This is a genomic window from Nocardia sp. NPDC059228 (assembly GCF_042754245.1).
Taxonomy (GTDB): Bacteria; Actinomycetota; Actinomycetes; order Mycobacteriales; family Mycobacteriaceae; genus Nocardia.
Genome location: NZ_JBHZAL010000003.1, coordinates 413,350 through 435,935 on the forward strand (window position 1 = coordinate 413,350; position 22,586 = coordinate 435,935).

The following is a 22,586-nucleotide window of genomic DNA, read 5'->3' on the forward strand; positions in this document are numbered from 1 at the left end:
CAGCGGAATACCAGTGCGGCCGACGAGGCTGTCGTGAAAACGGCCGGCGTGGCCGAGATGGAGGAGAAGATTCATGCGAGTACTGATCATCGGGGCCGGCGGCTACCTGGGTTCCGCGGTCGCCGAACGCTTTACCGGACTGGGCCACGAGGTGGTGGCACTGGTACGGCCGGGTAAGGACGGCGAGGCCGGATTCGAGACGCGCACCGGCGATCTCGCCGATCCGGCATCCCTCACCGCCGCCGTCACTCCCGATATCGACGCCGTGGTCAACCTCGCCACCCCCAGTGGAGACGCGGACGTGGACGCCGCCGCCATCGCCGCCCTCACCGACCCGCTGCGCGGCACCGGCAAGCCCTTCGTCTACACCAGCGGCGTCTGGGTCCTCGGCGCGACCGATGGCGCCGACGAATCCGCGGCCACCAACGCCATTCCCATCGTCGGCTACCGCCCGGTCATCGAACGCCAGGTCCTCGCCCTCGCCGGTGCGGGCGTTCGCGCCGCGGTCATCCGCCCCGGCATCGTGCACGGCCGCAATGGCGGAATCCCCGCTCTCCTGGTCGATCTCGCCCGCAAGCACCACGCCCCGGTCGTCGTCGCCGACTCCACTGTCGTGTGGCCCACCGTTCATGTGGACGACCTGGCCGACCTCTTCGTGAAGGTCGTCGAATCGGCTCCGGCGGGCACCATCTGGCACGCGATCACCGAGCCCGCCGTCTCGGTGCTCGACCTCGCCACCGCTGCGGCCCAGGCCGCCGGCGTCTCGGGCGACCCGGTGATCTGGCCTCTCGCAGAAGCCGAAGCCGCCCTCGGCGCTCCTTTCGCCGAAGCCTTGGCCCTCAGCCAATCCGTCACCGGTCACGCCGCCCGCGCCGACCTGGGCTGGAACCCCCAGGGCCCCAGCGCAACAGCTGACCTGAGCGCCGGTTCCTACCGCTGATCAAAGGCGGGCGCGGTGGCCGCCCGCATCGAGCGGCCACCCGGCCTCGCTGGAGTTCCGGCAATCGCCGACCGCCGCGTCTCCGAACTGCTTGCGGCGCAACGATCAAGCCCCGGCGGGGACTTTGTCGAGGAAGCCGTAGACGCGTTCGATGCGTCCGTCCTCGGCGAGGGCGGCGACGTCGAAGCCGACGACCAGGGGCTCCGCGCCCGGGGTGCCGAGGTGCCAGGTGAAGCGGGCGATGTGGTGGTTCGCGTCCACCGGAGCACCGAGGCTGAATTCCATTCCGGCGAACTGAGCCTGGACGGCGGCGATGGTGGCATCCAACCCGGCGTGCCCGCGGACCGAGCACAGCGGGTCGGTGTATTCGGCGTCGTCGGTGAACAGTTCGGCGACCAGGGCCGCGCGAGCCGAGGCGTCAGTGGTGTTCCAGGCGGTGAGGTAGCGCTGGACGAGTTCGTTGATGTCGCTCATGTCGGTTCTCCTTGCTGGTGTGAACTTGATGAGCACAACGTTATGAAGAATGCCGGACCTGGGAATCTGTCGTACTTAAGTACTCATGACCGGTCTCCCCGCACCACGGTTGCCCGCTCGTCCGGAGACGGTCCATCACGAAGCCGATGTCATTCGGGCGCGGGATCGTCCGTGCCCGCTGCCCGGCGGGGTCGTTGGCGCTGATCTGTATAGTCGGGCGAACATTTTGTGATGATGGTGGGAACCCGGTGGGAATCCGGGACGGTCGCGCCACTGTGTCCGGGCCGCTGCGGCGGTACGGGAGTCAGACCTCACATCGCCACAGCCCTACGTGCGGGGACGCGGGTTCCCCGAGAAGGTCTCTGCGCGCATGTCTGTCGATCCTGCTTCGAATTCCGCTGTCCCCGTGCGCCGTCGGTTGCGGCATGTTCTGCACGACTGGTCGCGACGGGACTGGATCGAGGCGGGGGTGCTGCTCGGGGTGGTCGCGGCCATCCATGTGGTGGCGTTCGGGCTGTTGTTCGGGGCGGTGGCGCCGCACAGCTATCAGCTCGGCTCGCAGGTGTTCGGGGTCGGATTGGGTTTCACCGCCTACGCCTTCGGCCTGCGGCACGCGTTCGACGCGGACCACATCGCGGCGATCGACAATACGACCCGGAAGCTGATGGCCGATGGGCAGCGGCCCAAGTCGGTGGGGTTCTGGTTCGCCATGGGGCACGCGACGATCGTGTTCGTGCTGGCGGCGCTGGTGGTGGCCGGGGCGCGGGTGGTCGGCGAGCTGGTCGACGACGACTCGCCGACCCGCAAGACCCTGGGCGTCGTCTCGACGGTGGCGTCCGGATCGTTCCTGTATCTGATCGGGTTGCTCAATGTGGTTGCGCTGATCGGGATCTGGCGGGTGTTCCAGCGCAGCCGGCACGGCGAGTTCGATGCCGAGGAGCTGGAGGCCGCCCTGCAGGCCCGGGGTGCGCTGGCCCGGCTGCTGGGCCCGGTGATGCGGGCGGTGCGCCGGCCGGCGCAGGTGTATCCGGTGGGCGTGCTGTTCGGGCTGGGCTTCGACACCGCGACCGAGGTCGCGTTGCTGGCCCTCGCCGGTTCCGGGGCCGCGGCCGGGCTGCCCTGGTACGCGATCGTGGTGCTGCCGCTGCTGTTCGCCGCGGGCATGAGCCTGATGGACACCCTCGACGGACTGTTCATGAACGTGGCTTACGACTGGGCCTTCTCCGAACCGATCCGCAAGATCTACTACAACCTCACCATCACCGCCCTGTCGATCGCGGTGGCGCTGGTTGTCGGCTCCATCGAACTGATCACCGTCCTCCACGACGACGCCGATTTCGTCAACCCGATCACCGACTGGATCGCCGGAATCAATCTGAACAATGTCGGATTCGGCATTGTCGGCCTGTTCGTGCTGGCCTGGATCATCGCCGTCGCCTACTGGCGCTGGGCCAAGGTCGAGCAGCGCTGGTCCTCGGCCCCGTCGGAGTGAATCCGGCCTGCCGGCCGCGGTGATCGCACCGCGATGGTGAACCCGGGCGGGACCTGTGCCGTCGTATCGACGTGTGCCCGATCCCGACACTGCGATCATGGGATGACATGAGGTCGAGAAGCCCTCTGGCACAGGCGTTCGCGTGGTGATGCGACGATGGACCGTGCCATGACCAACCCACTCGTGACCCCGGTGTCGCGTGCCGTGCGGGCGGCGATTTTCGCCGTGATCGCCGTCGCGGTGTCGGCCGCTGGGCACGGTCATGTGGTCGGGCACGGGCTGTCGTTCTCGGCGCTGGTAGTGGCTTGCGCCGGGACCGCCGCGGTGGCATGGGCTTTCGCCGATCGGCAGTGGGGTGTGCTGCCCATCGTCGGTGGTTTGGCCGGCATGCAGTTGGTGTTGCATCTGTGGTTCGGGCTCGCGCCCATGTCGGGCGGCCACATGAACCACATTGCGGGGATGAGCGGCGCCGCGAGCGCCGGGTCGAGCACGCCTGCGATGATCGCGGCGCATTGCCTGGCCGCGATGTTCTGCGGCATCTGGCTGTGGCGCGGCGAACGGGCTTTGTTCGCACTGCTGCGCGCGCTGTACGCGCGCTTTTTCGTGCCGCTGCTGCTCGTCTATCTCCATCCGAGTGTGCCCGCCGGCCTGTCGTCCGGGCGGGTGGTGGAACACCGGGTTCCGAAGCCGTCGGAAACCCTGCTGCGGCATGTGCTGGCTCGTCGCGGCCCGCCCGTGTGTGCATTCCAGGTCTGAACAGTTCACTGCCGGTGGCGAATTCGCCTGCCGGTGACTGATCGACCGCCCCCTTCGCGGTGTGCCGCTGATCGTGCGGCGACCGATTCCGATCGACGTCTCATTGCTGTGGCGTCTGCAATCGAAGGCTTGGCAATGCACCTAATCCCTTCCGCGCCAGCGTCTGCGCGCGGCCTCGTCCGGGCGAACCCGGTCCCGAACAGTCCCGCGGTCTCGGCGGATGATCAGTTGACCGCGCTCGCGCTGGCCGCCGGTCGTGGCGACCGCGGCGCCCTCGAAGAATTCATTCGCGGGACCCAGCGCGACATCTGGCGTTTCACCGCGCATCTGACCGATGTGCAATCCGCCGACGACCTCACACAGGAGACCTACCTCCGTGCGTTGCGCAGCCTGCCCGGTTTCGCCGGCAGGTCCTCGGCGCGAACCTGGTTGCTGTCCATCGCCCGGCGCACCGTCGTGGACCGGATCCGAAGCGCCGCGGTGCGCCCGAAGAAGGCCACCGGCGACTGGCAGACCGCGATCGATGAACGCTGCGAGCGCGACAGTTCCGACTTCCCCGAAATGCTCGCCATCGCCGACCTTTTGCGCGGCCTGCCCGACGACCGCCGGGAGGCGTTCGTGCTCACCCAGATGCTCGGGCTGTCCTATGCGGAGGCGGCCCAGGCCGTCGGCTGTCCGGTCGGGACCGTCCGGTCCCGGGTGGCCCGTGCCCGGGAATCGCTCGTCCTGGCGTGGCAGGAGCCCGACCGGCCCATCGTCACGAAACCGAGCTGAGCGGCGAGTTCGGCGGCAGTTGTCGCAGGATGTCGGCTGTGAGTTCGGGAACCGGGGAGCCGGGGTGCGCTGTCAGCGTCCGCCGCAGCGATTCCGCGCGCCGGTACCAGGAACGGCAGTCGGCGCAGGCGTCCAGGTGCCGATCGGTCGATTCGGCCGCGATGGGCTCCTGTTCGCCGTCGATTCGCGCGGACAGCGTTTCGCGGATCGTTTCGCACCTCATGGCTCAATGGTCGCGCAGGCCCGGCGGGAAGTTCCCGGCGGGCCGGACCGGGACGCGCGTCCCGGGCGAATCCGCGGGAACCGGGGCCGCCGTTCGTTCGACTTGTCGGGTGTGAGTGTGCACGCGGAAACCCCCGGGGTCACGGCCATCCGCAGCTCGGTGCTGACGGTGCTGCTGACCACGGCGATGGCCCTGTCCATGCTGCCGCTGTTCCTGCTGGGCGCGCTGGGTCCCCGGCTGATCGGCGAATTCGGCATTGCCACCGGGCAACTGGGGTTGCTGGTGGCGGCCGGGTTCGGGGTGGCGGCGGTACTGTCGCCGGTGGTCGGTCCGATGGTGGCGGCACTGGGGGCCCGGCGCTGCCTGATCGGACTGTTCGCGCTGTCCGCGCTGGCCCTCGCCCTGTTCGCGGCGGCACCGGGCTACGAGGGGCTGGTGGCGGCGATCACGGTGTCCGGGCTTGGGCAGGCCCTGGCCAACCCGGCGACGAATCAATTGATCGCAAACCGTGTTCCGGCCGCCATGCGCGGTGCTGTGGCGGGATGGAAGCAGTCGGGCGTGCAGTTCGGCGCGTTTCTCGCGGGGCTGCCCCTGGCGGCGATCGCGGGCGCGGTGAGCTGGCGTGCGGCCGTGGCCACGGCGGCGGCGATCGCGGCGCTGGCGGCAGCGGCGGCGCTCGCGGTGGTGAAAGATCCACAGCCGCCGCGCTTTCCGCCACTGGTGGTGGCGCGGCCACACGGCGCCGCAGGCTGGATGTGCGGCTACTCGGTACTGCTCGGAACCGGAATCTCGGCGATCAACACCTACATCGCGCTGTACGCCGCCAAGCAGCTGGGGCTGTCCGCGGGCGCGGCGAGCGCCCTGGTCGCCGTGCTCGGCGTCGCCGGAATCGCCGGGCGAGTGGGCTGGACCCGGTGGTCGTCCCGATTGCCGACCCCGGCGATGCTGCTGGGGCCCTTGGCCTGCGGCGCGGCGGTCGCGGCGCTGGGAATTCTCGCCGGGACCTGGTGGAGCGGGTGGGTGTGGCTGGGCGCGCTCGGCATCGGCTGCTGTGCGGTCTCGGCGAATGCAGTCTCGATGATGACCGTCATCGCGACGGCCGCGCCCGAGCATGTGGGCCCTGACTCGGCGGTGGTGTCGGCGGGGTTCTTCGCCGGATTCGTCATCGGGCCACCGGTTTTCGGTGCGCTCGTGGACGCCTCGGACGGCCGCTACGGACCCGCGTGGACCCTGGTGTCGTGGGCGTTCCTGGCGGCGGCAGCGGTGGCGTGGTGGTGGCGTGCGCGGACCGCGCGACGAGTCGAGGCTGATGCGCGATGACCTCGGAGACGGATCGAATTGGCCGGACACTCCCGGGCATGCGCGCAGCCGCTGCGCTGGGGCCGATCCTCGATTCGACCGGTGAGTCGCCCGGGCGACTGTTGAACGGCTGCTACGACCTGTCGCGCGGTCTGGCGACCCGCCACGAATTGATCTGGGGCGACTTCTTTCTCATGCTGGCGCTGGCGATCCTGTCCGGCGAGGTCGATCCAGCCGAACTGTGATCGCCCCGCCGGACACGCCGCCCGGCCCGGCCGCTCAGCCGTGCATCGCCGCGGTGAGCTTCATGGCGGCGTCCCGGTAGACCGAGAGCAGATCCTGGTCCTGCGTGGGGTAATTGGTGAGATCGATCTGCTTGGCGGACGAGCCGGGCAGCACCTGACCGGTGCTCATCTGCTCATTGCCCAGCACATACTGCGGATTCTTGGCGGAGAGGTCCGCGACCTGGCCCGGGGTGATCGGCGCTGGACCGTAGGTGCCGAGCACCTGCGCGCCGGACAGCTGGGCGGCGAAGCCCATGAACGCCTGCTGTACCACCTTCGGCGGCTGCCCACCCGGCCAGGCGGTCTTGACGTCGGTGGCGAGCTTGCCGTACTCGGTCTCGAAATCGACGATCCACTTGTCGGCGGTGGTGCGGGTGCCGAACAGGTCGCCCAGGCGGCGCACCTCGGATTCCATGGTGTCCTTGGCATTGTCGAGATTTACCTCGACCAGCTTGGCTTTGGAACCGGCCGCGTCCTTGATCTTGCCCGCGAAGCCTTCGAACGGCGCGTACAGCACGAAGTCGGCCCTGGCGACCGTGGCCAGATCCGAGGGCTTGGGATCGTAATCGGGGGCATGCTTGATGGCGGCGGGCACGATGACCGTCACGTCGGAGGCCCCGGCGGCCTTGGCGAACGCCGCCTCCCATGAACTCGCGGCCACCACATGCGGGCCGTTGTGGTCATGGTCGCTGCTCGCAGAACAGCCGGTGGCAACGGCCGCACCGGTGATCAGTGCAACGGCACCGATCGCGATGCGCGCGAGCCGGTTTCGTCGGATGAGGGCCATCCTCGTCTTCTCCCATCGGGTATCACATGAACTACGAGGGCGACCGCCCCCGCCAAGAGCACCAGGACCGGACCGGGCGGCAGGTCCAGCGCCACCGCGAGCGTGAAGCCCGCGATATTCACCACCACGCCGACCACGACCGCGGTGATCGCCATGGTGGTCAGCGAATTCGCCAGCCGCCGTGCGGCCAGGGCGGGCAGCAGGGTCAGCGCATCCACCAGCAGCGCGCCGGTGAGCCGGATGCCGGCGGCGACCGCGACCGCGACCAGCACCAACAGGATCAGGGTGAGCCGGTCCACCCGCACCCCCGAGCAGGCGGCCAGTTCCCGGTCGTGCAGCAGCAGTCCGATCTGGCGGCGGCGCAGCGCGAACAGCAGCGGCACCACCGCGGCGAGCACCCCGAGCAGCACCACATCGGGTGTGCGGGTGGCCAGGATGGATCCCCAGAGCAGTTCGAACGCGCCATTGGCGTTGACGCCCGAGATCGACAGCACCAGCAGCGCGCCCGCGATGGACAGGCTCATCAAAAGGCCCATGGCCCCGGACAATCCGGTGCGGCTGCGGGCCAGCGGCGTCAGCGCCGCCCCCGATCCGCCGCAGCCCACCAGGGCGCAGAGCATGGGGTCCAGCCCGGTCAGCATGCCGACCGCGATGCCGAGCAGCGCCACGTGCATCATGGCGAACCGGACCGGCATGATGTCCAGCCCGATGATGACCACGCCCACGATCGGCAGTCCGACCGCGCCCAGCACCAGCGCGAACAGCCCGCGTTGCACGGGAGCCAACTGCCACACGTCCATGAAATTCGCCGCACTGTTCACGCGATCTCCTCATGCCGGGCGGGAATTTCGCGCAACCGGCCGTCGGCCATCTCGAGCACCCGATCACAGCGGTCGGCCAGTGCCCGATCATGGGTGACCACCAGCACCGTCACGGGCAGCGCCACCAGCAATTCGGCCGCTTCGGCCTGGCCGGCGAAATCGAGTGCGGCCGTGGGCTCGTCCGCCAGCAGCAGTCGTGCGCCCGCGGCGACGCAGCCGAACGCCCGGGCCAGATACATGCGCTGCAACTGACCGCCCGACAGCGTGTCCAGCGGCCGGTCCGCGACCTCCGCCACGCCGAGCCGCTGCCCGGCCTCCAGCGCCGCGCCGAGATCGCCACTGCTGACGAGTAATTCGCGCGCCAGCAGTGGAAACCGGCCGGAGGACTGCCGCTGCGGAATCCACGCCGCGACCTTCCGCCGGCGATCCCAATCCCGTGCCGACCGCGCCCGATCCCCGTCCACGGCAATGACACCCGACGACACCGGGTGCAGCCCCAGCAGCGCACGCAGCAGTGTCGTCTTCCCGGACCCGTTGGTACCGGTGAGCGCGACCCGCTCACAGGGTTCGACCACCAGATCGACCTCTCGCACGACCGGCCGCCGGTCGTGCGCACAGCACACCCCGGTCAGCTCCACCCTCGATCCTGCTCGCACCCTCAGCTCCCGCTCGTCGTCGATCCACAAGTCGTGCCGCGAATCGATTCGGTTCCCGGGGTTTCGAGGTCGCCGTCCGCCGCCGCCCGCCTCTCGCGGACGAACCGGGCCAGGCCGATGTGGCTCGATCCGTGATCCAACCCTCGGGTCGGCACAACGGGTTGCGATGAACTCAGCCTGAATCAGCTGGGGCAGAGGCGACTTCGTCGTATGAACGGCTCTCGTGCCAGCGGACGAGTGTCACGAGCCGACGATCGCCGTAGCTGCCGGTTGGCGGCGTTCGGCGACCGCTGACCCGCCGCCCGGGTGGCCAGGTGGGGCGGGACGGGCGTCAGTTGGCGGGCGGTCGACCCTGGCCGTAGTCGCGCAGGAGGCGGCGGCCGGTGGCGGTGATGTGGAATTCGTCGGGGCCGTCGAGGATGCGGGCGGCGCGGGCGGTGCGCAGCAGGCGGGGGAGACCCGTTGCGGCGGTGAGACCCTCGGCGCCGTAGACCTGGATGGCGGCATCCACCGCGGTGCCGAGGGCGCGGGCGGCGGCGGTCTTGGCCAGGCCGACCTCGATCTGAGCGGGGGCGTCGGCGGCCACCGGGCGGGCGGCCTCGGCGGCGAGCAGCCGTGCCGAGCGGAGTTGTAGTTCGGACTCGAACAGCAGCTGCTGTATCAGTTGCCGATCGGCGAGCACGCCGTCGCCGAGCCGGCGTTCGCTCGCGCGGCGGGCGAGTTGTTCCACGGCGCGCTGGGCCTGGCCGATCCAGCGCAGCGCGCGCAGGGTGCGCCCGAGCGCGAGCCGTTCGGCCGCCAGCGTCATCCCCGCGCCGACCGTGCCCAGCAGGTGCGTGCCGGGCACGCGGACCCGGTCGAATTCGATCTCGTGCTGGCCGCCCGCACCGAGCACGTCGACCTCGCGGATCACCCGGAACCGCGCGGCGGTGGTCGGTACGGCCAGGATCGAGAACGCTTGCCGGGTGGGCAGATCCACGCCGGTGCGGGCGACGACGAGTACCCAGTCGGCGCGGGCGGCGGCCGTGATGAACCATTTGCGGCCGGTCACGATCCATTCACCGGAACCGTCGCGGACGGCGGTGGTGCGCAGTCCGCTCGGGTCGGATCCGGCCACCCCGGGCTCGGTCATGGCATACGCCGCCTTGGCGCTTCCGGCCACCAGCTCCGGGAGCAGGCTCGCGCGCAGCTCTGGATGCGCGTGCGCGCCCAGCATGCGGACGGTGAGCAGGGCCGAGGAGCCGAGCGCCTCGGGCCCGTGATCGCTGCGGCCCTCCAGCTCCGCGAGCGCGAGGTAGTCCGCCAGCGGGACGCCTCCACCGCCGTGCTCCCCTGGCAGGGGCAGCGCCCAAAGTCCGGCGGCAATGGCTTGCTCGCGCAGTGTGGCCCAGGCCGCGGCGTCATCGGCGTCGAGCGCGTCCTCGAGTGGAATGACCTGGGAGTCAACGAATTCCCGGATCCGGCTCGGCAGGGTCGCGGACGGGGCGGACACAGGGGGTGATTCGGGCGACATATCCCGATCGAACCATTTGTCGGAACTCATTCGCCCTTCCGGCCGACTCGTTGACTGCACACCCGAATCCGGCGGAAGGCGCGCAATGTCGCACACACACGCAACCATCCCGGCGGTCGCCCCCTTGCTCGCGGGCGCGACCGCGACCGTCAGCGGGTCCGGCGCGGCGGCCGAGGTGCTGCGCATCCATCTCGACGCGCTCGGCGCGGCCGTCACCGTCGGCGATCTGCCTCGCGGTGTGGCGGCGACGGCGCACCTGGCTCTCCCGGACGGCGCCCGGCGTGCGTTGACGGTGGATTGGGCGGGTCCGGTCACCGAACCGGCGCTCACGAATGAGACTGCTGTGCAGGCGATCTGCGGTGTCATGCACGTGAACGGCCGCCGCGCAGGCCGCCCCCGGGGATTGTCGGTCGACTACTGCGAGACCGCCGCCGGAGCCCTCGCCGGCACCGCGTTGCTGGCCAGTCTGCTGACCGCGCCCGGCGGCTTCGCCCGGGTCGAGACCAGCGTCGCCGAGGCCGCCCTGCTGTCGATCTCCCAGTACCTGGCCGCGGCCGGCGCCGACGATCCCGAAGCCGTGGATCTCGCCCCGGGCGGCCCGCCGTTCACCAGCGCCGACGGCATCCGATTCGAAATCGAGTCGCTGCAGCCGGAGCCATGGGGTGCGTTCTGGACCGAGCTGGGCGCGGAACCCAGTGCCTGGCGAAAGGGCTGGCGCCCCTTCCAATTCCGCTACGCCACGGCGACCGCGCCGCTCGCCGGGAACCTGCACGACACCACCCGCGCGCACACCTTCGACCAGATCCGGGTGGCTGCCGCGCACTCCGGGGTCCAGGTGTGCCGCCTGTACAGCGCGGCGGAGTCCGGTACGCCGTCCCCCCGGTCGCTGCCCGCGCCGTGGACGGTGCTGCCGGTCCCGAATTCGCCGCTCGCCCAGCCGGATCGATGTCGCGGCACCCTCGAAACTCCGCTGAGCGGCCTCGTAGTCCTGGAAGCGGGCCGCCGGGTGCAAGCGCCGCTGGCCGCGCACCTGCTGCGCCTGCTCGGAGCCGACGTGACCCGCATCGAACCGCCGGGCGGTGACCCGCTGCGCGAGATGCCGCCGTGCAGCGGCGATCTGTCGTCGCGCTGGCTGGCCCTCAACCGGCGCAAACGGGCGGCCGAATTCGACATCAAATCCACCTCCGACCGGAAGCGCCTGCGGGCTCTGGCCGCTGAATCCGATGTCTTCCTGCACAATTGGGCTCCCGGCAAGGCCGAGGTGCTGGAGCTCTCGGCCACCGACATGCCACCCGGCGTCGTTCACGTCTACACCTCCGGCTGGTCCGGTCTCGACCTCGGCGACCTGCCGCCCGGCACCGACTTCATGGTTCAGGCCCGCACCGGCCTCGCGGAACTGGTCGGCCCGCCGTGTGCGCCGGCAGCGCCCTCGCTGATGACCCTGCTCGATGTGCTGGGCGGCATCCTCGGAGCGGAGGCCGCCGTCGCCGGACTGCTGCTGCGGCAGCGCGACCGCACCGGTGCCGCGGTCGAGAGCAGCCTGCTGAGCGCCTCGAATACGCTGCGCCGCTGCGGTGTCCGTCCGCAGACGGCGGATCGGCAGCCGATTCCCGACGGGGACGGATGGACGACCGGGGCCGTGGAGGTGGCCACCGATCTGGGTGACCTGCTCACCGATGCGCGCTTCGCCGCGGTGATCGGCCGCGACGAATTCGGCTGCCCGGCCCTGAACACCCCGTGGCGAATCTCGTGAGCGGCACCGAAAGAGCTGTCGCGCATTGGTATTCGGACCTGGTGCCCGCCGAGCTCCGGAATTCCTGGGCGCGAGCCGGGTACTACCCCGGCCGTGACATCTACACGCTCTACGCTGCGCGGTGCGCACAGCATCCGGACAAGCCCGCTGTGATCGACGCCGACGGCACCGTCACCTACGGCGAACTCGATGAACAGGCCCGGCGGCTGGCGGCCGGGCTGTCCGGGCTCGGCGTGACCGCCGAAGACGTGGTCGCCGTGCAGCTTCCGAACGGCCGCCTGGCCTGTGCCGCGGACCTGGCCATCGCTGCGCTGGGGGCGGTCGCGCTGCCGTTCCCGGTGGGACGCGGCGGCCGGGAAGCGGCGAGCCTGCTGCGACGCTCCGAAGCCGTCGCCGTCATCACCCTGGCCGAACACAATGGCTTCCCCTGCGCCGCACGCATCCGCGAAATGGCGGCCGAGCTGCCCGCACTCCGCGCGGTCGTCGCCGTCGGGCGGCACGTCGCGCGCGGCTGCGTGCCTGTGCACGCCCTGCTCGCCACGGACGCGTGCGAATTCCATGCCCGGACCGTGGATCCCGACGGCCCGGCCCGGATTCTGGTCACTTCCGGTTCGGAGGCCGAGCCGAAAATGGTGCTCTACTCGCACAATGCGCTGGCGGGCGGGCGCGGGGCCATGCTGGCCGCGCTGCACGAGGACCCGGCCGCCATGCGCAATATGTTCCTGGTTCCGCTCGCCTCGGCGTTCGGATCCAGCGGTACGTCGGTCACCCTGGCCACCCTGGGGGCGACGCTGGTGTTGCAGCCCAGGTTCGAGGCCGCCGCGACGCTCGCCATGATCGAAAGGGCCGCTCCCACACATCTGCTCGGCGTGCCGACCATGCTGCGGATGCTGCTCGATGATCCGGCCATCGCCACCGCCGACCTGTCGAGCCTGCGGGCGGTGGTGGTCGGTGGCTCCGCCCTCGACACGCCGACCGCCCTGCGCGGTCGCGAGGTGCTGGGCTGCCCGGTGATCAACCTCTACGGATCCGCCGACGGCGTCTCCTGCCACACCGCCCTCGACGATCCGCCCGAACATGCCACCACGGCGGGCCGTCCCGATCCGGCCGTCGCCGAAATCCGGGTCGTGGACCGGGAATTCACCAGCCTGCCACCCGGATCGGTAGGGGAGATCGTGTCCCGCGGGCCGATGTCGCCGATGTGCTACGTCGACGACGCCGAACTGGATCGCACGCTGCGCACCCCCGACGGCTGGACCCGGACCGGGGACCTCGGCGTCCTCGATCCGGACGGATACCTGACGATCGTGGGCCGCAGCAAGGACGTCGTCATCCGGGGCGGGCTCAATATCAGCCCGGCCGAGGTGGAATCGCTACTCCTCACTCATCCGGCCATCACCGATGTGGCGTGTGTGGCGGTGCCGGATCCGCTGTACGGGGAACGGTTGTGCGCCTGCGTCGCTGCCACAGTCGCGCTCACCCTGCGCGATCTCACCGAGCATCTCGCCGAGCACGGCCTGGAACCGCGCAAGTTCCCCGAGCGCCTGCTCGCATTGCCCGCGCTGCCACTGGGCCCGGCGGGGAAGGTCGACCGCCGTGCCCTGCGCCGGATGGTGGAATCCAACGAAAACCCTTCTGCCTGAAATCAATTCGGTGATCCACCTCACGTGGCGGCCGGGAACCGGAGGCGGTCGCATCCGACCAACTGTCCGGAAACGCAAGCCAGAGTTGATGAAGGACCATTCGTGAGGGAAATCCAGAATTCCGCCGTGCGTCGCGGTGCCCGTGTCGCGGGCGCCGGGGCAGCGGCGGCCGTGGCCATCGGCCTGCTCTCCACCGGCGCGGCCAATGCCGACACCTTCGTGCCCCTGCCGGACGGGCAGAAGGCCGCGCCGGACGTCACGGTCACCCGCACCGGCGAACACGCCGTGGTCTCACCGTCTTTGGCTGCCAATGGCGCGGGCCGGGTGGTCTGGGTTTCCGGCATCGCGACCGCCGATGTCACCGATACGCCGGACGGCACCGTCGGCCCCAACAACGGCCCGGTGAACCAGGCCGGCTCCAACAACTCCTCCACACACGGCGCCTCGCAGGTCAGCACCGGCTACATCGTCGGCTGCCAGGTGAGCATTGGGGAGGATGCCGTCTCGGCCGGGATCTCGGGCTCGCTCAGCCTCAACGGCGGCAGCCTCGGCGGGTCCATCGGCGTGAATCTCGGCCCCGGCCAAGTGCAATTCGTGCAGATCGACTACAAGGACATTCTGAAGGCGGGCACCTACTCGGTGGAGTACCGGGACGCCGAAATCCAGATCCAGGGCTGCGCGGGCTACGCCCAGGCGCGGGCCTACACCGTGGTCGAGATCATCGGCGACCACTACTCCAAGACCACCCTCTACGGGCAGCCGTTCAGCATCGGCTGACGCCGCGGCCGACATCGCCAATTCACCTCTCGCATCAGCGAATTCGATACCCAGAGGGAACCATCATGCAGTTCCGTAAGACCGCGGCCCGGCTGGCCGGAATCGGCGCGGCCGCCACCGTCGCCCTGGGCCTGTCCGCCGCCGGGGCGGCTCACGCCGACACCTTCGTGCCGCTGCCCGGCGGTCACCTGACCCAGACCCTGTCCGACGGCACCGTCATCGATGTCACGCTGACCGGCGAATCCGCCACCATCAGCCCGTCGATGGGCGCGACACCCGTACACCGCAACGCTTGGGCATCCGGCGCCGTCTCGGTGCAGCTGTCCGGAACCACCGCCAAGGGCGGCCGCATCGACCCCGGATATGTCGTCGGCTGCCAGGTCGCCATCGACGGCGGCGGCGTGAACGGCGGCCCGAGTGTCGGGGCCAGCTGGGACAACCAGGGCAATGTCACCCCGCAGGCGGGCGTCAACGGCGGCGGTAACCTGAGCCTCGGCCCGGGTCAGGCGCAGGCCTTCCACCTGCTGGATCTGGAACAGCCCGACGACTTCGGCCGCGAGACCCACCGCTGGCGCAATGACTTCCACGGTCCGAACGGCGGCGTCAGCTGGTCCGATGAGACCATCGGCCTGTCGGGCTGCGGCGGCTACGCCCAGGCGCGCTCGTTCGTGAACGTCGAAGTGGAGACCGATAACGTCAAGACCTGGGTCACGCTCTGGGGACAGCCCTTCAGCCTCGGGTAACCGAGCGGACCCGGGGACTGCCAGAGAGGAATCGGTGATGAGTACACGGTTCGGCGTCATACCCAGGATCGCCGTATTCCTGCTCGTGCTCGCGGTCGTGTTCGGTGTGGCCTGGGCGGTCGGCACGTGGGCTGCTCCAGGCCAGTCCGGACCGCCGGCTCCGACGACGACGGCCCGTCACGGCCACAGCCATTGAGAAGACACGCGGCCGACGGGTACCTGCCCGGGTCGGGGCATACCGGTCGGCCGCGGTGCGGGGTGGGGTAATGCGTCAGGACTTGCGGCGGGCGAATCCGAGTCCGAGGGCGCCGAGCAGGCCCAGTGCGCCCAGCACGATGCCGATGCTGCCGAGCCAGCGGGCCGTCGTGTCCTTCTCCGACTGGGACTGCGGCATCGCGGTCTTGATATCGCCGTGACCGGCCGTCCCGGACTGCTTCGGAGCCAATTGCAGTACCGGAGCCGGATTCTCGGGCTCGGAGCCACCCGACGAGGTCTGGTCCCACTTCACGACCTGACCATCCGCATAGGTCTGGGTGGCAGGCATGGTGATCGAATCGGTATCGGGCAGGCCGTCGGCCAGCACGGCGAAGGACCCGAACTGTCCGGGGCCGATGCCGCCGCCCGCGTCCGCGGTCCAGGTGATGCCGGTGACCTTGTGGTCGGCGTCGCGCGAGACCTCCGCGCGCCAGCCCGGCGTCGCCTGGGTGTTCACCTCCGTCAACGCCGGGAATTGCACGGTCAGCGCAGTGGTCGGGCTGCCGGTGGCCGACTCGTTCGGCACCCGGAACGTCAATACGGCCGAACCGCCCCGGGCGGCATCGGGCCCGGAGACGCTGACATGGGCACCCGCGGGTGCGGCCGCGATCACGACGGCCGCGGCCGCGGCGACGCCGGTGAACCCGGCTCGATACATCCATGAATTCTTCATCGAAACGGTCACTCCTTCGTCTGAACGGGATCGGAGACAACCTCGTGTTCTCCGTAGACTATGCCACCTGTTCAGAGCCGATATCTATAACTCGCTGACCGGTGTCGAAGCGGCTCGGTTCGGTCGCCCGAATCTCTTCCGTTCAGAAGAGAATTGGCCTTGTGGTCGAGTTGATTTCGAGGCGCGGAAGGGATTTCGAGAATTCCGGGGGAGCGGTTATGGTCTTCGCGAATCCATTCCGCTCTGGCTTGTCTGTGAAGGTTGTCGACGATGGTTGTGCTCGCCTGTGCCGACGCTCCGTCGCGTGACCGAATACGTGGCAGCCTGGCCGGAATTCTGTGTGGCCTACCACCTCACCTTCCCGGCCACCCAGACCTACTCCGACGGCGAGGTCGTGAAATGGGATCAGGCCGATAACCCGGACGGCGCCGAACCCGAACGCCCGCTCCCCACACTGGATCTCGCGCCGAAGGGCTCCGGCCACAAGCCGGCCACCGCGGCGACCGCCGACCACGACACCACCGCCCGCTGGCTCGGCGGCATCGGAATCGCCCTGGCCGCAGGAGCACTCGGCGGCGCCGCCTTCGCGACCCGCCGCCACGCCTGACAACCCCCCGCCTATCACCGGTCGTGCCTGTGTTCATCACCGAACACCGGCACGACCTCAGCCAACGGTGAAGTACCGCCGGAGGTTTCGTCAGCCGAGGTGATCGAAGCGGCGCTTCGTGGTGGTGACAGGCGAATTCAGGGTGAGGTCGAGTACGGTGACCGTCACGTCGGTGAGGGATCCGGATTGGAACTTGGCCGACTCGCCGAACAGCTGGACGGGATTCACCGTCACCGTCGTCTGCTGGGGCTGGCCGATGCAGTTGACCGGGGCGAGGGAGCTGCCGTTGACCCCCGAGCCGAGGTAGGGGGTGGCGCGGACCGTCACCGACAGTTCCGCGCCGAGACCGGAGGTGCACTGGTAGGTGACGCCGATCACGGCATTGCCATTGGCTTCTCGGGCGGTATCGACGGTGAGCGTGGCGGTCGCGTCCGCGGTGCCGGTGGCCAGCACGGTGGTGACGGCGAGCGCGCCGAGTGCGGTGACGAGGGAGCGTGCGTGCACGGTGTTTCCTTGCTGTCCGGACGGCTACCACACGAAGCACCGACGACGCGGCAACCAGCCGATCCGTCGGCCCGCATGCCGATTTCAATACCGTTGGCCTGCACAAATTTTCGGACTCCAGCGGTGCCTCGGGAGTGAGGATAGCGGATAGCAAACCAACCGTGACGAACTTTTGGGACATTCACCGGAAATAACTGGTCGCCCGACCGACACTGCGCCCCGCCGGTCAGCCGCGCTGGCGACATCCGATTTCAGAAATCGACGATCACGCCGCCCGCGTCTGGCGGAGTCGTCCTGGCTCAGAGGGTATTCCGGTCACTGACCGGCCCGGGCAGTATTCGGTGATCGGCAGAGCGGTCGCCCCGCCAACTCCGGCAATCAAGATCGGGGAGCTCTCAGTGAGGGAAACCGGACATGCTTCCACGGTGAGAACTCCCTGATCTTGATGGTCTGCCGGGAGGTTCAGGCCCCCGCGGTGGTGGGTGGCAACCCGCTAGCCCGGGGGACTTTGTGTTCGGCGCGCCATTGGCCGGGGGTCAGGCCGTAGCGTTGGCGGAAACGGCGGGTGAAGTGGGTGGGGTCGCGGAATCCGCTGGCGTGGGCGATGGCGGCGATGGAGCGTTGATGTGCGGCGGGGGCGGAGAGCAGGTGGCGGGCGTGGTCGAGGCGGGCGGCGATGAGGCGTTGTTCGAGGCTGATCCCGGCCTCGGCACACAAGCGGTAGAGGCGGCGCACCGAAATGTGGTGTGCCGCCGCGATGGTCGGCACGTGCAGGTCGGGGTCGGTGGCGCGGCGGCGGGTGAAGTCCAGGATCTGACGCATCAGCAGGTGGGCGGGGACCGCGGTGCCGTCGCAGGGTCCGTGCTCGGCGGCCGAGATCAGCACCGCGCGAATCAGTTCGATGCACGCATGGCCGAGTTGCTCGGCGGCGGGATCGCCGGTGAGGCCATCGGCATGGTCGATCATGGACGCCAGTTGCGTGGTGAGGAGTGAGTGCAGGGGACTGGTGTGCAGGTGTCCGGTCGCGGCGGCGATGGTATCGCCGGGTAGGTCGAGGTCGTCGGCGTCGAGGAACATCCCGATCGGGGAATCCTGCCCGGACCAATCGAATCGGAGTGGCCGCGAGTAGTCGAACACCTCGCACGCCCCCGGCCGCGCCACGTATCGGCGGTGCTCGTGTTCGCGGCGACCGGTACGCGACGGCAGCAGTGACACCGTGAGCATCGAAGTCGGGGAGGCACGCACATGCGCGGCGCTGCGGGTGGTCGACATGCCCGGCATATTCGCCCGCAGCAGGGCCACGGGCCCGACCTGCCACGTCTCCAGCCGCGCCGACACCGCATCCTGCCCGGGCGTGAGTTCGAGTTTCCGATCCGCCCGAAGTGTTGTTTGCTCGAGCGTCGCTATGAGGGCGGGGAGGCGATCTCTCGGCGGCAGGGTGGCCGTGTCGAACACCACGCTCATCAGTCAGCTCCCACCCCGTTCCGTACGCAATTCCGCGCCCCGCCACCATCGAGGTGCGCGCCGTCGGGCACCCGTGAGCCGGAAGCTTAAACACGTGAATGGCTAATCGTCGGCACCTCCTGAATCTCGGATATTCCTCCCATCACGCCGAAAACCGGCAGGCAAACGGGGCATTGTCGGCTCACGGTGCCGTCCCACCGGCTCTCGCTGCCAATTCCGGACGCTCCGCCTGCTCGGCGCATATCGGGCGCTCTGAAGCGGGTCCGGCCACGAATACGTGGGGTGGCGTGCTCGTGTCTTCCGACCGGGCACGCCACCTTCTGTGAATTCTCCCTGTGCACAGCATGATTCGACCTTCCGCCCTGCCTTCCGTGAAAGGACCCCAGTGTCATGTCCGCCCGCGCAGTCCTCGTGATCGTGGCCCACGTCCTGTTCGCCGCAGCGGCCACACCCGCCGCCGCCGCACCGCTCCGGTCGGGCGGGTACCGGATCTTCCTCGAGGCCCAGCCCGCCTACACACTGCGGCCCGTCGTCACCGCGGCCGACATCGCCGATGTGCGAACGAGTGCGGACGAGGGCGCGGACACCAACCGGTGGGAGCCGGTCCTGATCGGGTACCGACCCGCCGGGCCGGTGTTCCAGCTCCTCAACTCCTCGACCAGGCTGTGCCTGCAACCCGTTCGGCTCGACTCGCTGACCTACTCCGTCGGCCAGAACGTGTGCGGCGTCGCCGATACCGGCCTGTGGTACGTGAGCGAGACCAACGGCAACCGTCGCGTCAGCCTCGCCTCCGACCCCAGCCGAACCCTGTACGGCGACACCACCTCCACCACACCCGTCGCACTGCTCGGGACCATCGGCGACGAGCCACGCGCTCGCTGGATCTTCCGCCACCTCTGACCCGGCGGCCCGCCAGCGGGGGTTGTACCCCGACCGGCGCAACGGTGCGATGGCGGCCGGGCCGTGCCGCGCGACCCCACCGACGCCCGGCGCGAACCATAGCGCCACAGCCGAAACCCCCACTGCAAGGGGCATTCCCGGTGCCGACCGGCACGAGTGTCCAGGCTAGGGCCGCCCACCCGGCGCACGGGCGAACCCGGGAACGCCAGTCGGCGGCTGTCCACGCCGGACCCTCGGCTCTGACTGCCACGCCACGCCGCACCGGACGGCCGCCGCTGGCATCGGAATGGCAGGGACTGTCCGCGAGCGGCGCAGTGAGCCGGAACAACTGCCACAGAACAGCTTTCATCGTCGCCGAATACTGGTCGTCGAAGACCGCGCGGCGTGATCGGAGAGTGCGTTCACCGGTAGTCCCGCTACGGCCGGCAGCTGGGTCCCCTGCAGGTGGGTTGTTCGGTGGCGACCGGCCGCAGCGGGTGGCCCGGGGAAGGCGGCTCATTGCGTTCCCGCAGCCCGCTACGAGGCTGCCAATGTCGGTAGCCGTTGCCAACAGCTGTGCCTGCACCACCATCGGCCCACACTGTCACCGGCCGTTCCTGCCGTTCTGACCGCCGCACTCCCACTCGACGGCGGCATCACCGAAGCCTTCACCGTCCCGGAATAGCACTCCACCCGATCATGCTGTGGCCGTGCGACATCGCGGCCTGTCGCTTCCGTGATGACATGATGGCCGTGTGCGCGTACTTGTCACCGGAGCGAATGGTTACCTCGGTCGTGCTGTGGTCGAAGCCCTTCACTCTGTGGGGCACGAGCCCGTCGCGATGGTTCGCGCTCATGGGTCGGCGATTCCGGGCGCAGCCGATGTTCGGGTGGCTGATTTGCTCGACGACAAGGCGGTTCGCGACGCGGTAGACGGCGTAGACGCGATCTGTCACCTCGCCGGGTTGACCCGAGCCCGCGAGTCGGTCGACGAACCATTGCGCTATTTCCGCGTGAATACCGCCGGAACGCTCTCGGTGCTCGAAGCCATGGTCGACGCGGGGGTCCGCGGGATCGTTTTTGCTTCGACCGGGGCCGTCTATGGCACGCCGGATGTGCAGCCGATGACCGAGGACATCGGTGATGCGCCGCCTCACCCATACGCCGGCAGCAAGCTTGCCGCCGAGCTGGCCATCGAGGCCGTCGCCAGTAGCAAGGCGCTGGCGGCAGTCATTGTCCGACTGTCGAATATCGCGGGCGGTGCGGACGGGGATTCGAGTCGGCTGATACCGCGTGCGCTGACTGCCGCATCCGGGCATTCGGCGTTGATCGTCAACGGTGACGGCACCGCCGTTCGTGATTACCTGCACGTCATGGATGCGGCCCGGGCCTTCGTGGCATGTATCGAGCACCTCCCGCCCGTTGGCACCGCTACCCGCTACAACATCGGCAGTGGACGGGGTACGAGTGTGCTCGACGTGGTTGCCGCGGTGGAACGGGTAACCGGCCGACCTGTTGCGCTCCAGCATCGTTCGGAGGCAGCGGAACCTGCGGTATTGATCAACGACCCGACCAAGGCGATGACCGAAATCGGCTGGAAGCCAACATATTCCGATATCGATGACATCGTTCGCGATGAATCGCGAGCGTTTCTGGAAGAATCCTGAACTCCGCCGGTGAGTGAAAAGCCCGGCTTTGACGGCGACATCAAGTCGATTCGGGCGGAGAGGGCCACGCCTTCACCTGGGTGTCGGGGACGCCTATCTCATGAGATGGCACAGCTGGAGGACGATGGTGCCCATGGAGAGCAGACTGATCGAGGTGGAGACGGGCCGTCGCGAGGTTGTCCACGACCTCACATCGCAGTGTGCAGCTTTTCTGCGTGAAACGGCGACGGAATCTGACGGGTTACTTCATGTATTCGTGCCGCACGCAACCGCGGGCATCGCACTGATCGAACTCGGCGCGGGCAGCGACGATGACCTGCTCGCCGCTCTGCAGGACCTGCTGCCCGCCGACGATCGCTGGCGGCACGCACACGGCTCACGCGGACACGGACGCTCACATGTCATGCCCGCGCTGATTGCGCCCTACGCCAGCATTCCGGTGTTGCGCGGCGAAATGGCGCTGGGGACTTGGCAATCGGTCGCCATCGTGGATCTCAATGTCGACAACCCGGTGCGGCACGTGCGGTTGTCGTTCCTGGCGGGCTGAAACGAAGCACCATTCGGCCGTAAGACCACGCATGGCGATGTCGCGGGCGCTCTGCGCGGTGCTACTTCTGAGCCGACAGGGTGTGCCGGGTCACATCGCTGTTCTGTTACAGGGACGGGGCCGTCGGTGTCTTGTGTTCGTTCGGTGCGCAGCACGGAACATCAGCGGTGCGAACGCCCGCACCGCCGTGATTGCTCCTGCAGAAGAACGGAAATCATCATGAGCAAGGTCTGGTTTGTCACCGGCTCCTCCCGTGGGCTGGGCCGCAACTTCGTCGAGGCCGCCCTGTCCCGCGGCGACAAGGTCGCCGCGACCGCACGAAACGCCGAACACCTTGCCGGATTGGCCGCCACCTACGGTGACGCGATGCTTCCGCTACAGCTGGACGTGACCGATAGGTCGGCGGTGTTCGCGACCGTGGAGCGCGCCGGAGAACACTTCGGTCGTCTCGACGTCATCGTGAACAATGCGGGTTACGGCGTACTGGGTGCTGTGGAGGAGCTGAGCGAGCAACAGTTGCGAGATCAGTTGGAGACCAACCTGTTCGGTGCGGTCTGGGTTGTTCAGGCGGTGCTGCCGCAGCTGCGCGAGCAGGGTGGCGGGCACATTGTTCAGATCTCCTCGGTCGGCGGCGTGGCCGCGTGGCCGCTCGGTGGCGCCTACCATGCGTCGAAATGGGCGCTGGAAGGTCTGAGCGAGTCTCTCGCGCAGGAGGTTGCGGGCTTCGGCATCAAGGTGACCGTGGTCGAACCGAGCTCGTACGCGACCGAGGGGGCGGCCGGCGCCGTCCACGCCGAGATCGACCCACAGTATGCCGATCTCCGTGCGGCTTTCGCCGCCTACGCCCAAACGCTCGACCAGGGTGACCCGGCCGCTGCGGGGCGGGCACTGCTCGAGATCGTCGACAGCGACAACCCACCGCTGCGGGTGTTCTTCGGGGCGCAGGGCAACGAGATCGTTCCGCAGGTCTACGCCGACCGGCTCGCGACCTGGGCCGACTGGCAAAAGATCGCGATCGAGGCGCAAGGTCACACGCCCGCAGCCTGATTCGTCGA

Annotated in this window: 25 protein-coding genes and 1 riboswitch; of the genes, 16 read left to right on the plus strand and 9 right to left on the minus strand. The window is 69.0% G+C overall.

Features of this window, described 5'->3' with window-relative positions; all coding sequences use genetic code 11:
- The first annotated feature begins 73 nt into the window (after positions 1–73).
- A complete protein-coding gene (locus ACFXKA_RS08060; protein ID WP_379426588.1) occupies positions 74–940 on the plus strand; it encodes an NAD-dependent epimerase/dehydratase family protein in 867 nt (288 codons plus the stop codon).
- A 105-nt stretch (positions 941–1,045) separates the two neighbouring features.
- On the opposite strand, the gene ACFXKA_RS08065 is transcribed toward ACFXKA_RS08060, so the two are convergent.
- The gene (locus tag ACFXKA_RS08065) at positions 1,046–1,414 is read right to left on the minus strand and encodes a nuclear transport factor 2 family protein (protein WP_354833231.1); all 369 of its coding nucleotides are present in this window, start codon (positions 1,412–1,414) and stop codon (positions 1,046–1,048) included.
- 239 nt (positions 1,415–1,653) lie between these two features.
- A riboswitch (cobalamin riboswitch) is annotated at positions 1,654–1,725 on the plus strand.
- A 59-nt stretch (positions 1,726–1,784) separates the two neighbouring features.
- On the opposite strand from ACFXKA_RS08065, the gene ACFXKA_RS08070 reads away from it, so the two are divergent.
- The 3 genes from ACFXKA_RS08070 (at position 1,785) to ACFXKA_RS08080 (ending at position 4,436) form a co-directional block, all read left to right on the plus strand.
- Complete coding sequence (locus ACFXKA_RS08070; RefSeq protein WP_354833233.1) at positions 1,785–2,906, plus strand: HoxN/HupN/NixA family nickel/cobalt transporter; 1,122 nt, start codon at positions 1,785–1,787, stop codon at positions 2,904–2,906.
- Positions 2,907–3,089: 183 nt separating this feature from the next.
- On the plus strand, positions 3,090–3,662 hold the full coding sequence (locus ACFXKA_RS08075) for a hypothetical protein (RefSeq protein ID WP_379426589.1): 573 nt from the start codon (positions 3,090–3,092) through the stop codon (positions 3,660–3,662).
- Positions 3,663–3,890: 228 nt separating this feature from the next.
- Positions 3,891–4,436, plus strand: a complete 546-nt coding sequence (locus ACFXKA_RS08080; protein WP_354833237.1) for a sigma-70 family RNA polymerase sigma factor — start codon at positions 3,891–3,893, stop codon at positions 4,434–4,436.
- Here ACFXKA_RS08080 and ACFXKA_RS08085 read toward each other — a convergent pair.
- Complete coding sequence (locus ACFXKA_RS08085) at positions 4,420–4,659, minus strand: zf-HC2 domain-containing protein (protein ID WP_379426590.1); 240 nt, start codon at positions 4,657–4,659, stop codon at positions 4,420–4,422. The genes ACFXKA_RS08080 and ACFXKA_RS08085 overlap by 17 nt on opposite strands.
- 111 nt (positions 4,660–4,770) lie before the next feature.
- Here ACFXKA_RS08085 and ACFXKA_RS08090 point away from each other — a divergent pair, with 111 nt between their 5' ends.
- A complete protein-coding gene (locus ACFXKA_RS08090; protein WP_379426591.1) occupies positions 4,771–5,979 on the plus strand; it encodes an MFS transporter in 1,209 nt (402 codons plus the stop codon).
- A 38-nt stretch (positions 5,980–6,017) separates the two neighbouring features.
- The gene (locus ACFXKA_RS08095; RefSeq protein WP_379426592.1) at positions 6,018–6,203 is read left to right on the plus strand and encodes a hypothetical protein; all 186 of its coding nucleotides are present in this window, start codon (positions 6,018–6,020) and stop codon (positions 6,201–6,203) included.
- Positions 6,204–6,237: 34 nt separating this feature from the next.
- On the opposite strand, the gene ACFXKA_RS08100 is transcribed toward ACFXKA_RS08095, so the two are convergent.
- The 4 genes from ACFXKA_RS08100 to ACFXKA_RS08115 form a co-directional block, all read right to left on the minus strand.
- Positions 6,238–7,029 carry an ABC transporter substrate-binding protein gene (locus ACFXKA_RS08100; RefSeq protein ID WP_379426593.1) on the minus strand — a complete coding sequence of 264 codons (792 nt, stop codon included), beginning with the start codon at positions 7,027–7,029 and terminating at the stop codon, positions 6,238–6,240.
- Positions 6,972–7,850, minus strand: coding sequence for a metal ABC transporter permease (locus tag ACFXKA_RS08105; RefSeq protein WP_354833247.1), 879 nt, complete (start codon positions 7,848–7,850; stop codon positions 6,972–6,974). The genes ACFXKA_RS08100 and ACFXKA_RS08105 overlap by 58 nt, the downstream gene beginning before the upstream one ends.
- On the minus strand, positions 7,847–8,488 hold the full coding sequence (locus ACFXKA_RS08110; RefSeq protein ID WP_379426594.1) for a metal ABC transporter ATP-binding protein: 642 nt from the start codon (positions 8,486–8,488) through the stop codon (positions 7,847–7,849). Before ACFXKA_RS08110 ends, ACFXKA_RS08105 begins: the two co-directional genes overlap by 4 nt.
- A gap of 349 nt (positions 8,489–8,837) precedes the next feature.
- A complete protein-coding gene (locus tag ACFXKA_RS08115) occupies positions 8,838–10,049 on the minus strand; it encodes an acyl-CoA dehydrogenase family protein (protein ID WP_379426595.1) in 1,212 nt (403 codons plus the stop codon).
- 55 nt (positions 10,050–10,104) lie between these two features.
- On the opposite strand from ACFXKA_RS08115, the gene ACFXKA_RS08120 reads away from it, so the two are divergent.
- The 5 genes from ACFXKA_RS08120 (at position 10,105) to ACFXKA_RS08140 (ending at position 15,131) form a co-directional block, all read left to right on the plus strand.
- The gene (locus tag ACFXKA_RS08120) at positions 10,105–11,772 is read left to right on the plus strand and encodes a CoA transferase (RefSeq protein WP_379426596.1); all 1,668 of its coding nucleotides are present in this window, start codon (positions 10,105–10,107) and stop codon (positions 11,770–11,772) included.
- A complete protein-coding gene (locus ACFXKA_RS08125; protein WP_379426597.1) occupies positions 11,769–13,415 on the plus strand; it encodes an AMP-binding protein in 1,647 nt (548 codons plus the stop codon). Before ACFXKA_RS08120 ends, ACFXKA_RS08125 begins: the two co-directional genes overlap by 4 nt.
- A 102-nt stretch (positions 13,416–13,517) precedes the next feature.
- Positions 13,518–14,192 (plus strand): MspA family porin, encoded by a 675-nt coding sequence (locus ACFXKA_RS08130; protein WP_379426598.1) that lies wholly within the window; start codon positions 13,518–13,520, stop codon positions 14,190–14,192.
- Positions 14,193–14,257: 65 nt separating this feature from the next.
- Positions 14,258–14,935: an MspA family porin gene (locus tag ACFXKA_RS08135; RefSeq protein WP_354833258.1), complete on the plus strand. Its 678-nt coding sequence runs from the start codon at positions 14,258–14,260 to the stop codon at positions 14,933–14,935.
- A gap of 37 nt (positions 14,936–14,972) precedes the next feature.
- Positions 14,973–15,131 carry a hypothetical protein gene (locus ACFXKA_RS08140; RefSeq protein WP_379426599.1) on the plus strand — a complete coding sequence of 53 codons (159 nt, stop codon included), beginning with the start codon at positions 14,973–14,975 and terminating at the stop codon, positions 15,129–15,131.
- Between the two features lie 75 nt (positions 15,132–15,206).
- Here the strand turns inward: ACFXKA_RS08140 and ACFXKA_RS08145 are convergent, their stop codons facing one another.
- Positions 15,207–15,863, minus strand: coding sequence for a YcnI family protein (locus ACFXKA_RS08145; RefSeq protein WP_379426600.1), 657 nt, complete (start codon positions 15,861–15,863; stop codon positions 15,207–15,209).
- Between the two features lie 304 nt (positions 15,864–16,167).
- On the opposite strand from ACFXKA_RS08145, the gene ACFXKA_RS08150 reads away from it, so the two are divergent.
- The gene (locus tag ACFXKA_RS08150; RefSeq protein WP_379426601.1) at positions 16,168–16,470 is read left to right on the plus strand and encodes a DUF1775 domain-containing protein; all 303 of its coding nucleotides are present in this window, start codon (positions 16,168–16,170) and stop codon (positions 16,468–16,470) included.
- Positions 16,471–16,560: 90 nt separating this feature from the next.
- Here the strand turns inward: ACFXKA_RS08150 and ACFXKA_RS08155 are convergent, their stop codons facing one another.
- Positions 16,561–16,974: a hypothetical protein gene (locus tag ACFXKA_RS08155; RefSeq protein ID WP_379426602.1), complete on the minus strand. Its 414-nt coding sequence runs from the start codon at positions 16,972–16,974 to the stop codon at positions 16,561–16,563.
- Positions 16,975–17,436: 462 nt separating this feature from the next.
- Positions 17,437–18,438, minus strand: coding sequence for an AraC family transcriptional regulator (locus ACFXKA_RS08160; RefSeq protein WP_379426603.1), 1,002 nt, complete (start codon positions 18,436–18,438; stop codon positions 17,437–17,439).
- A 390-nt stretch (positions 18,439–18,828) separates the two neighbouring features.
- On the opposite strand from ACFXKA_RS08160, the gene ACFXKA_RS08165 reads away from it, so the two are divergent.
- From ACFXKA_RS08165 to ACFXKA_RS08180, 4 genes are all read left to right on the plus strand, one after another.
- Entirely contained in the window at positions 18,829–19,338 is a 510-nt protein-coding gene (locus ACFXKA_RS08165) for a hypothetical protein (protein WP_354833275.1), read from the plus strand.
- Between the two features lie 734 nt (positions 19,339–20,072).
- The gene (locus tag ACFXKA_RS08170; RefSeq protein WP_379426604.1) at positions 20,073–20,984 is read left to right on the plus strand and encodes an NAD-dependent epimerase/dehydratase family protein; all 912 of its coding nucleotides are present in this window, start codon (positions 20,073–20,075) and stop codon (positions 20,982–20,984) included.
- A gap of 133 nt (positions 20,985–21,117) precedes the next feature.
- Positions 21,118–21,531, plus strand: coding sequence for a secondary thiamine-phosphate synthase enzyme YjbQ (locus ACFXKA_RS08175; RefSeq protein ID WP_379380195.1), 414 nt, complete (start codon positions 21,118–21,120; stop codon positions 21,529–21,531).
- A gap of 216 nt (positions 21,532–21,747) precedes the next feature.
- On the plus strand, positions 21,748–22,578 hold the full coding sequence (locus tag ACFXKA_RS08180; RefSeq protein WP_379426631.1) for an SDR family NAD(P)-dependent oxidoreductase: 831 nt from the start codon (positions 21,748–21,750) through the stop codon (positions 22,576–22,578).
- The last annotated feature ends 8 nt before the right edge of the window (positions 22,579–22,586 follow it).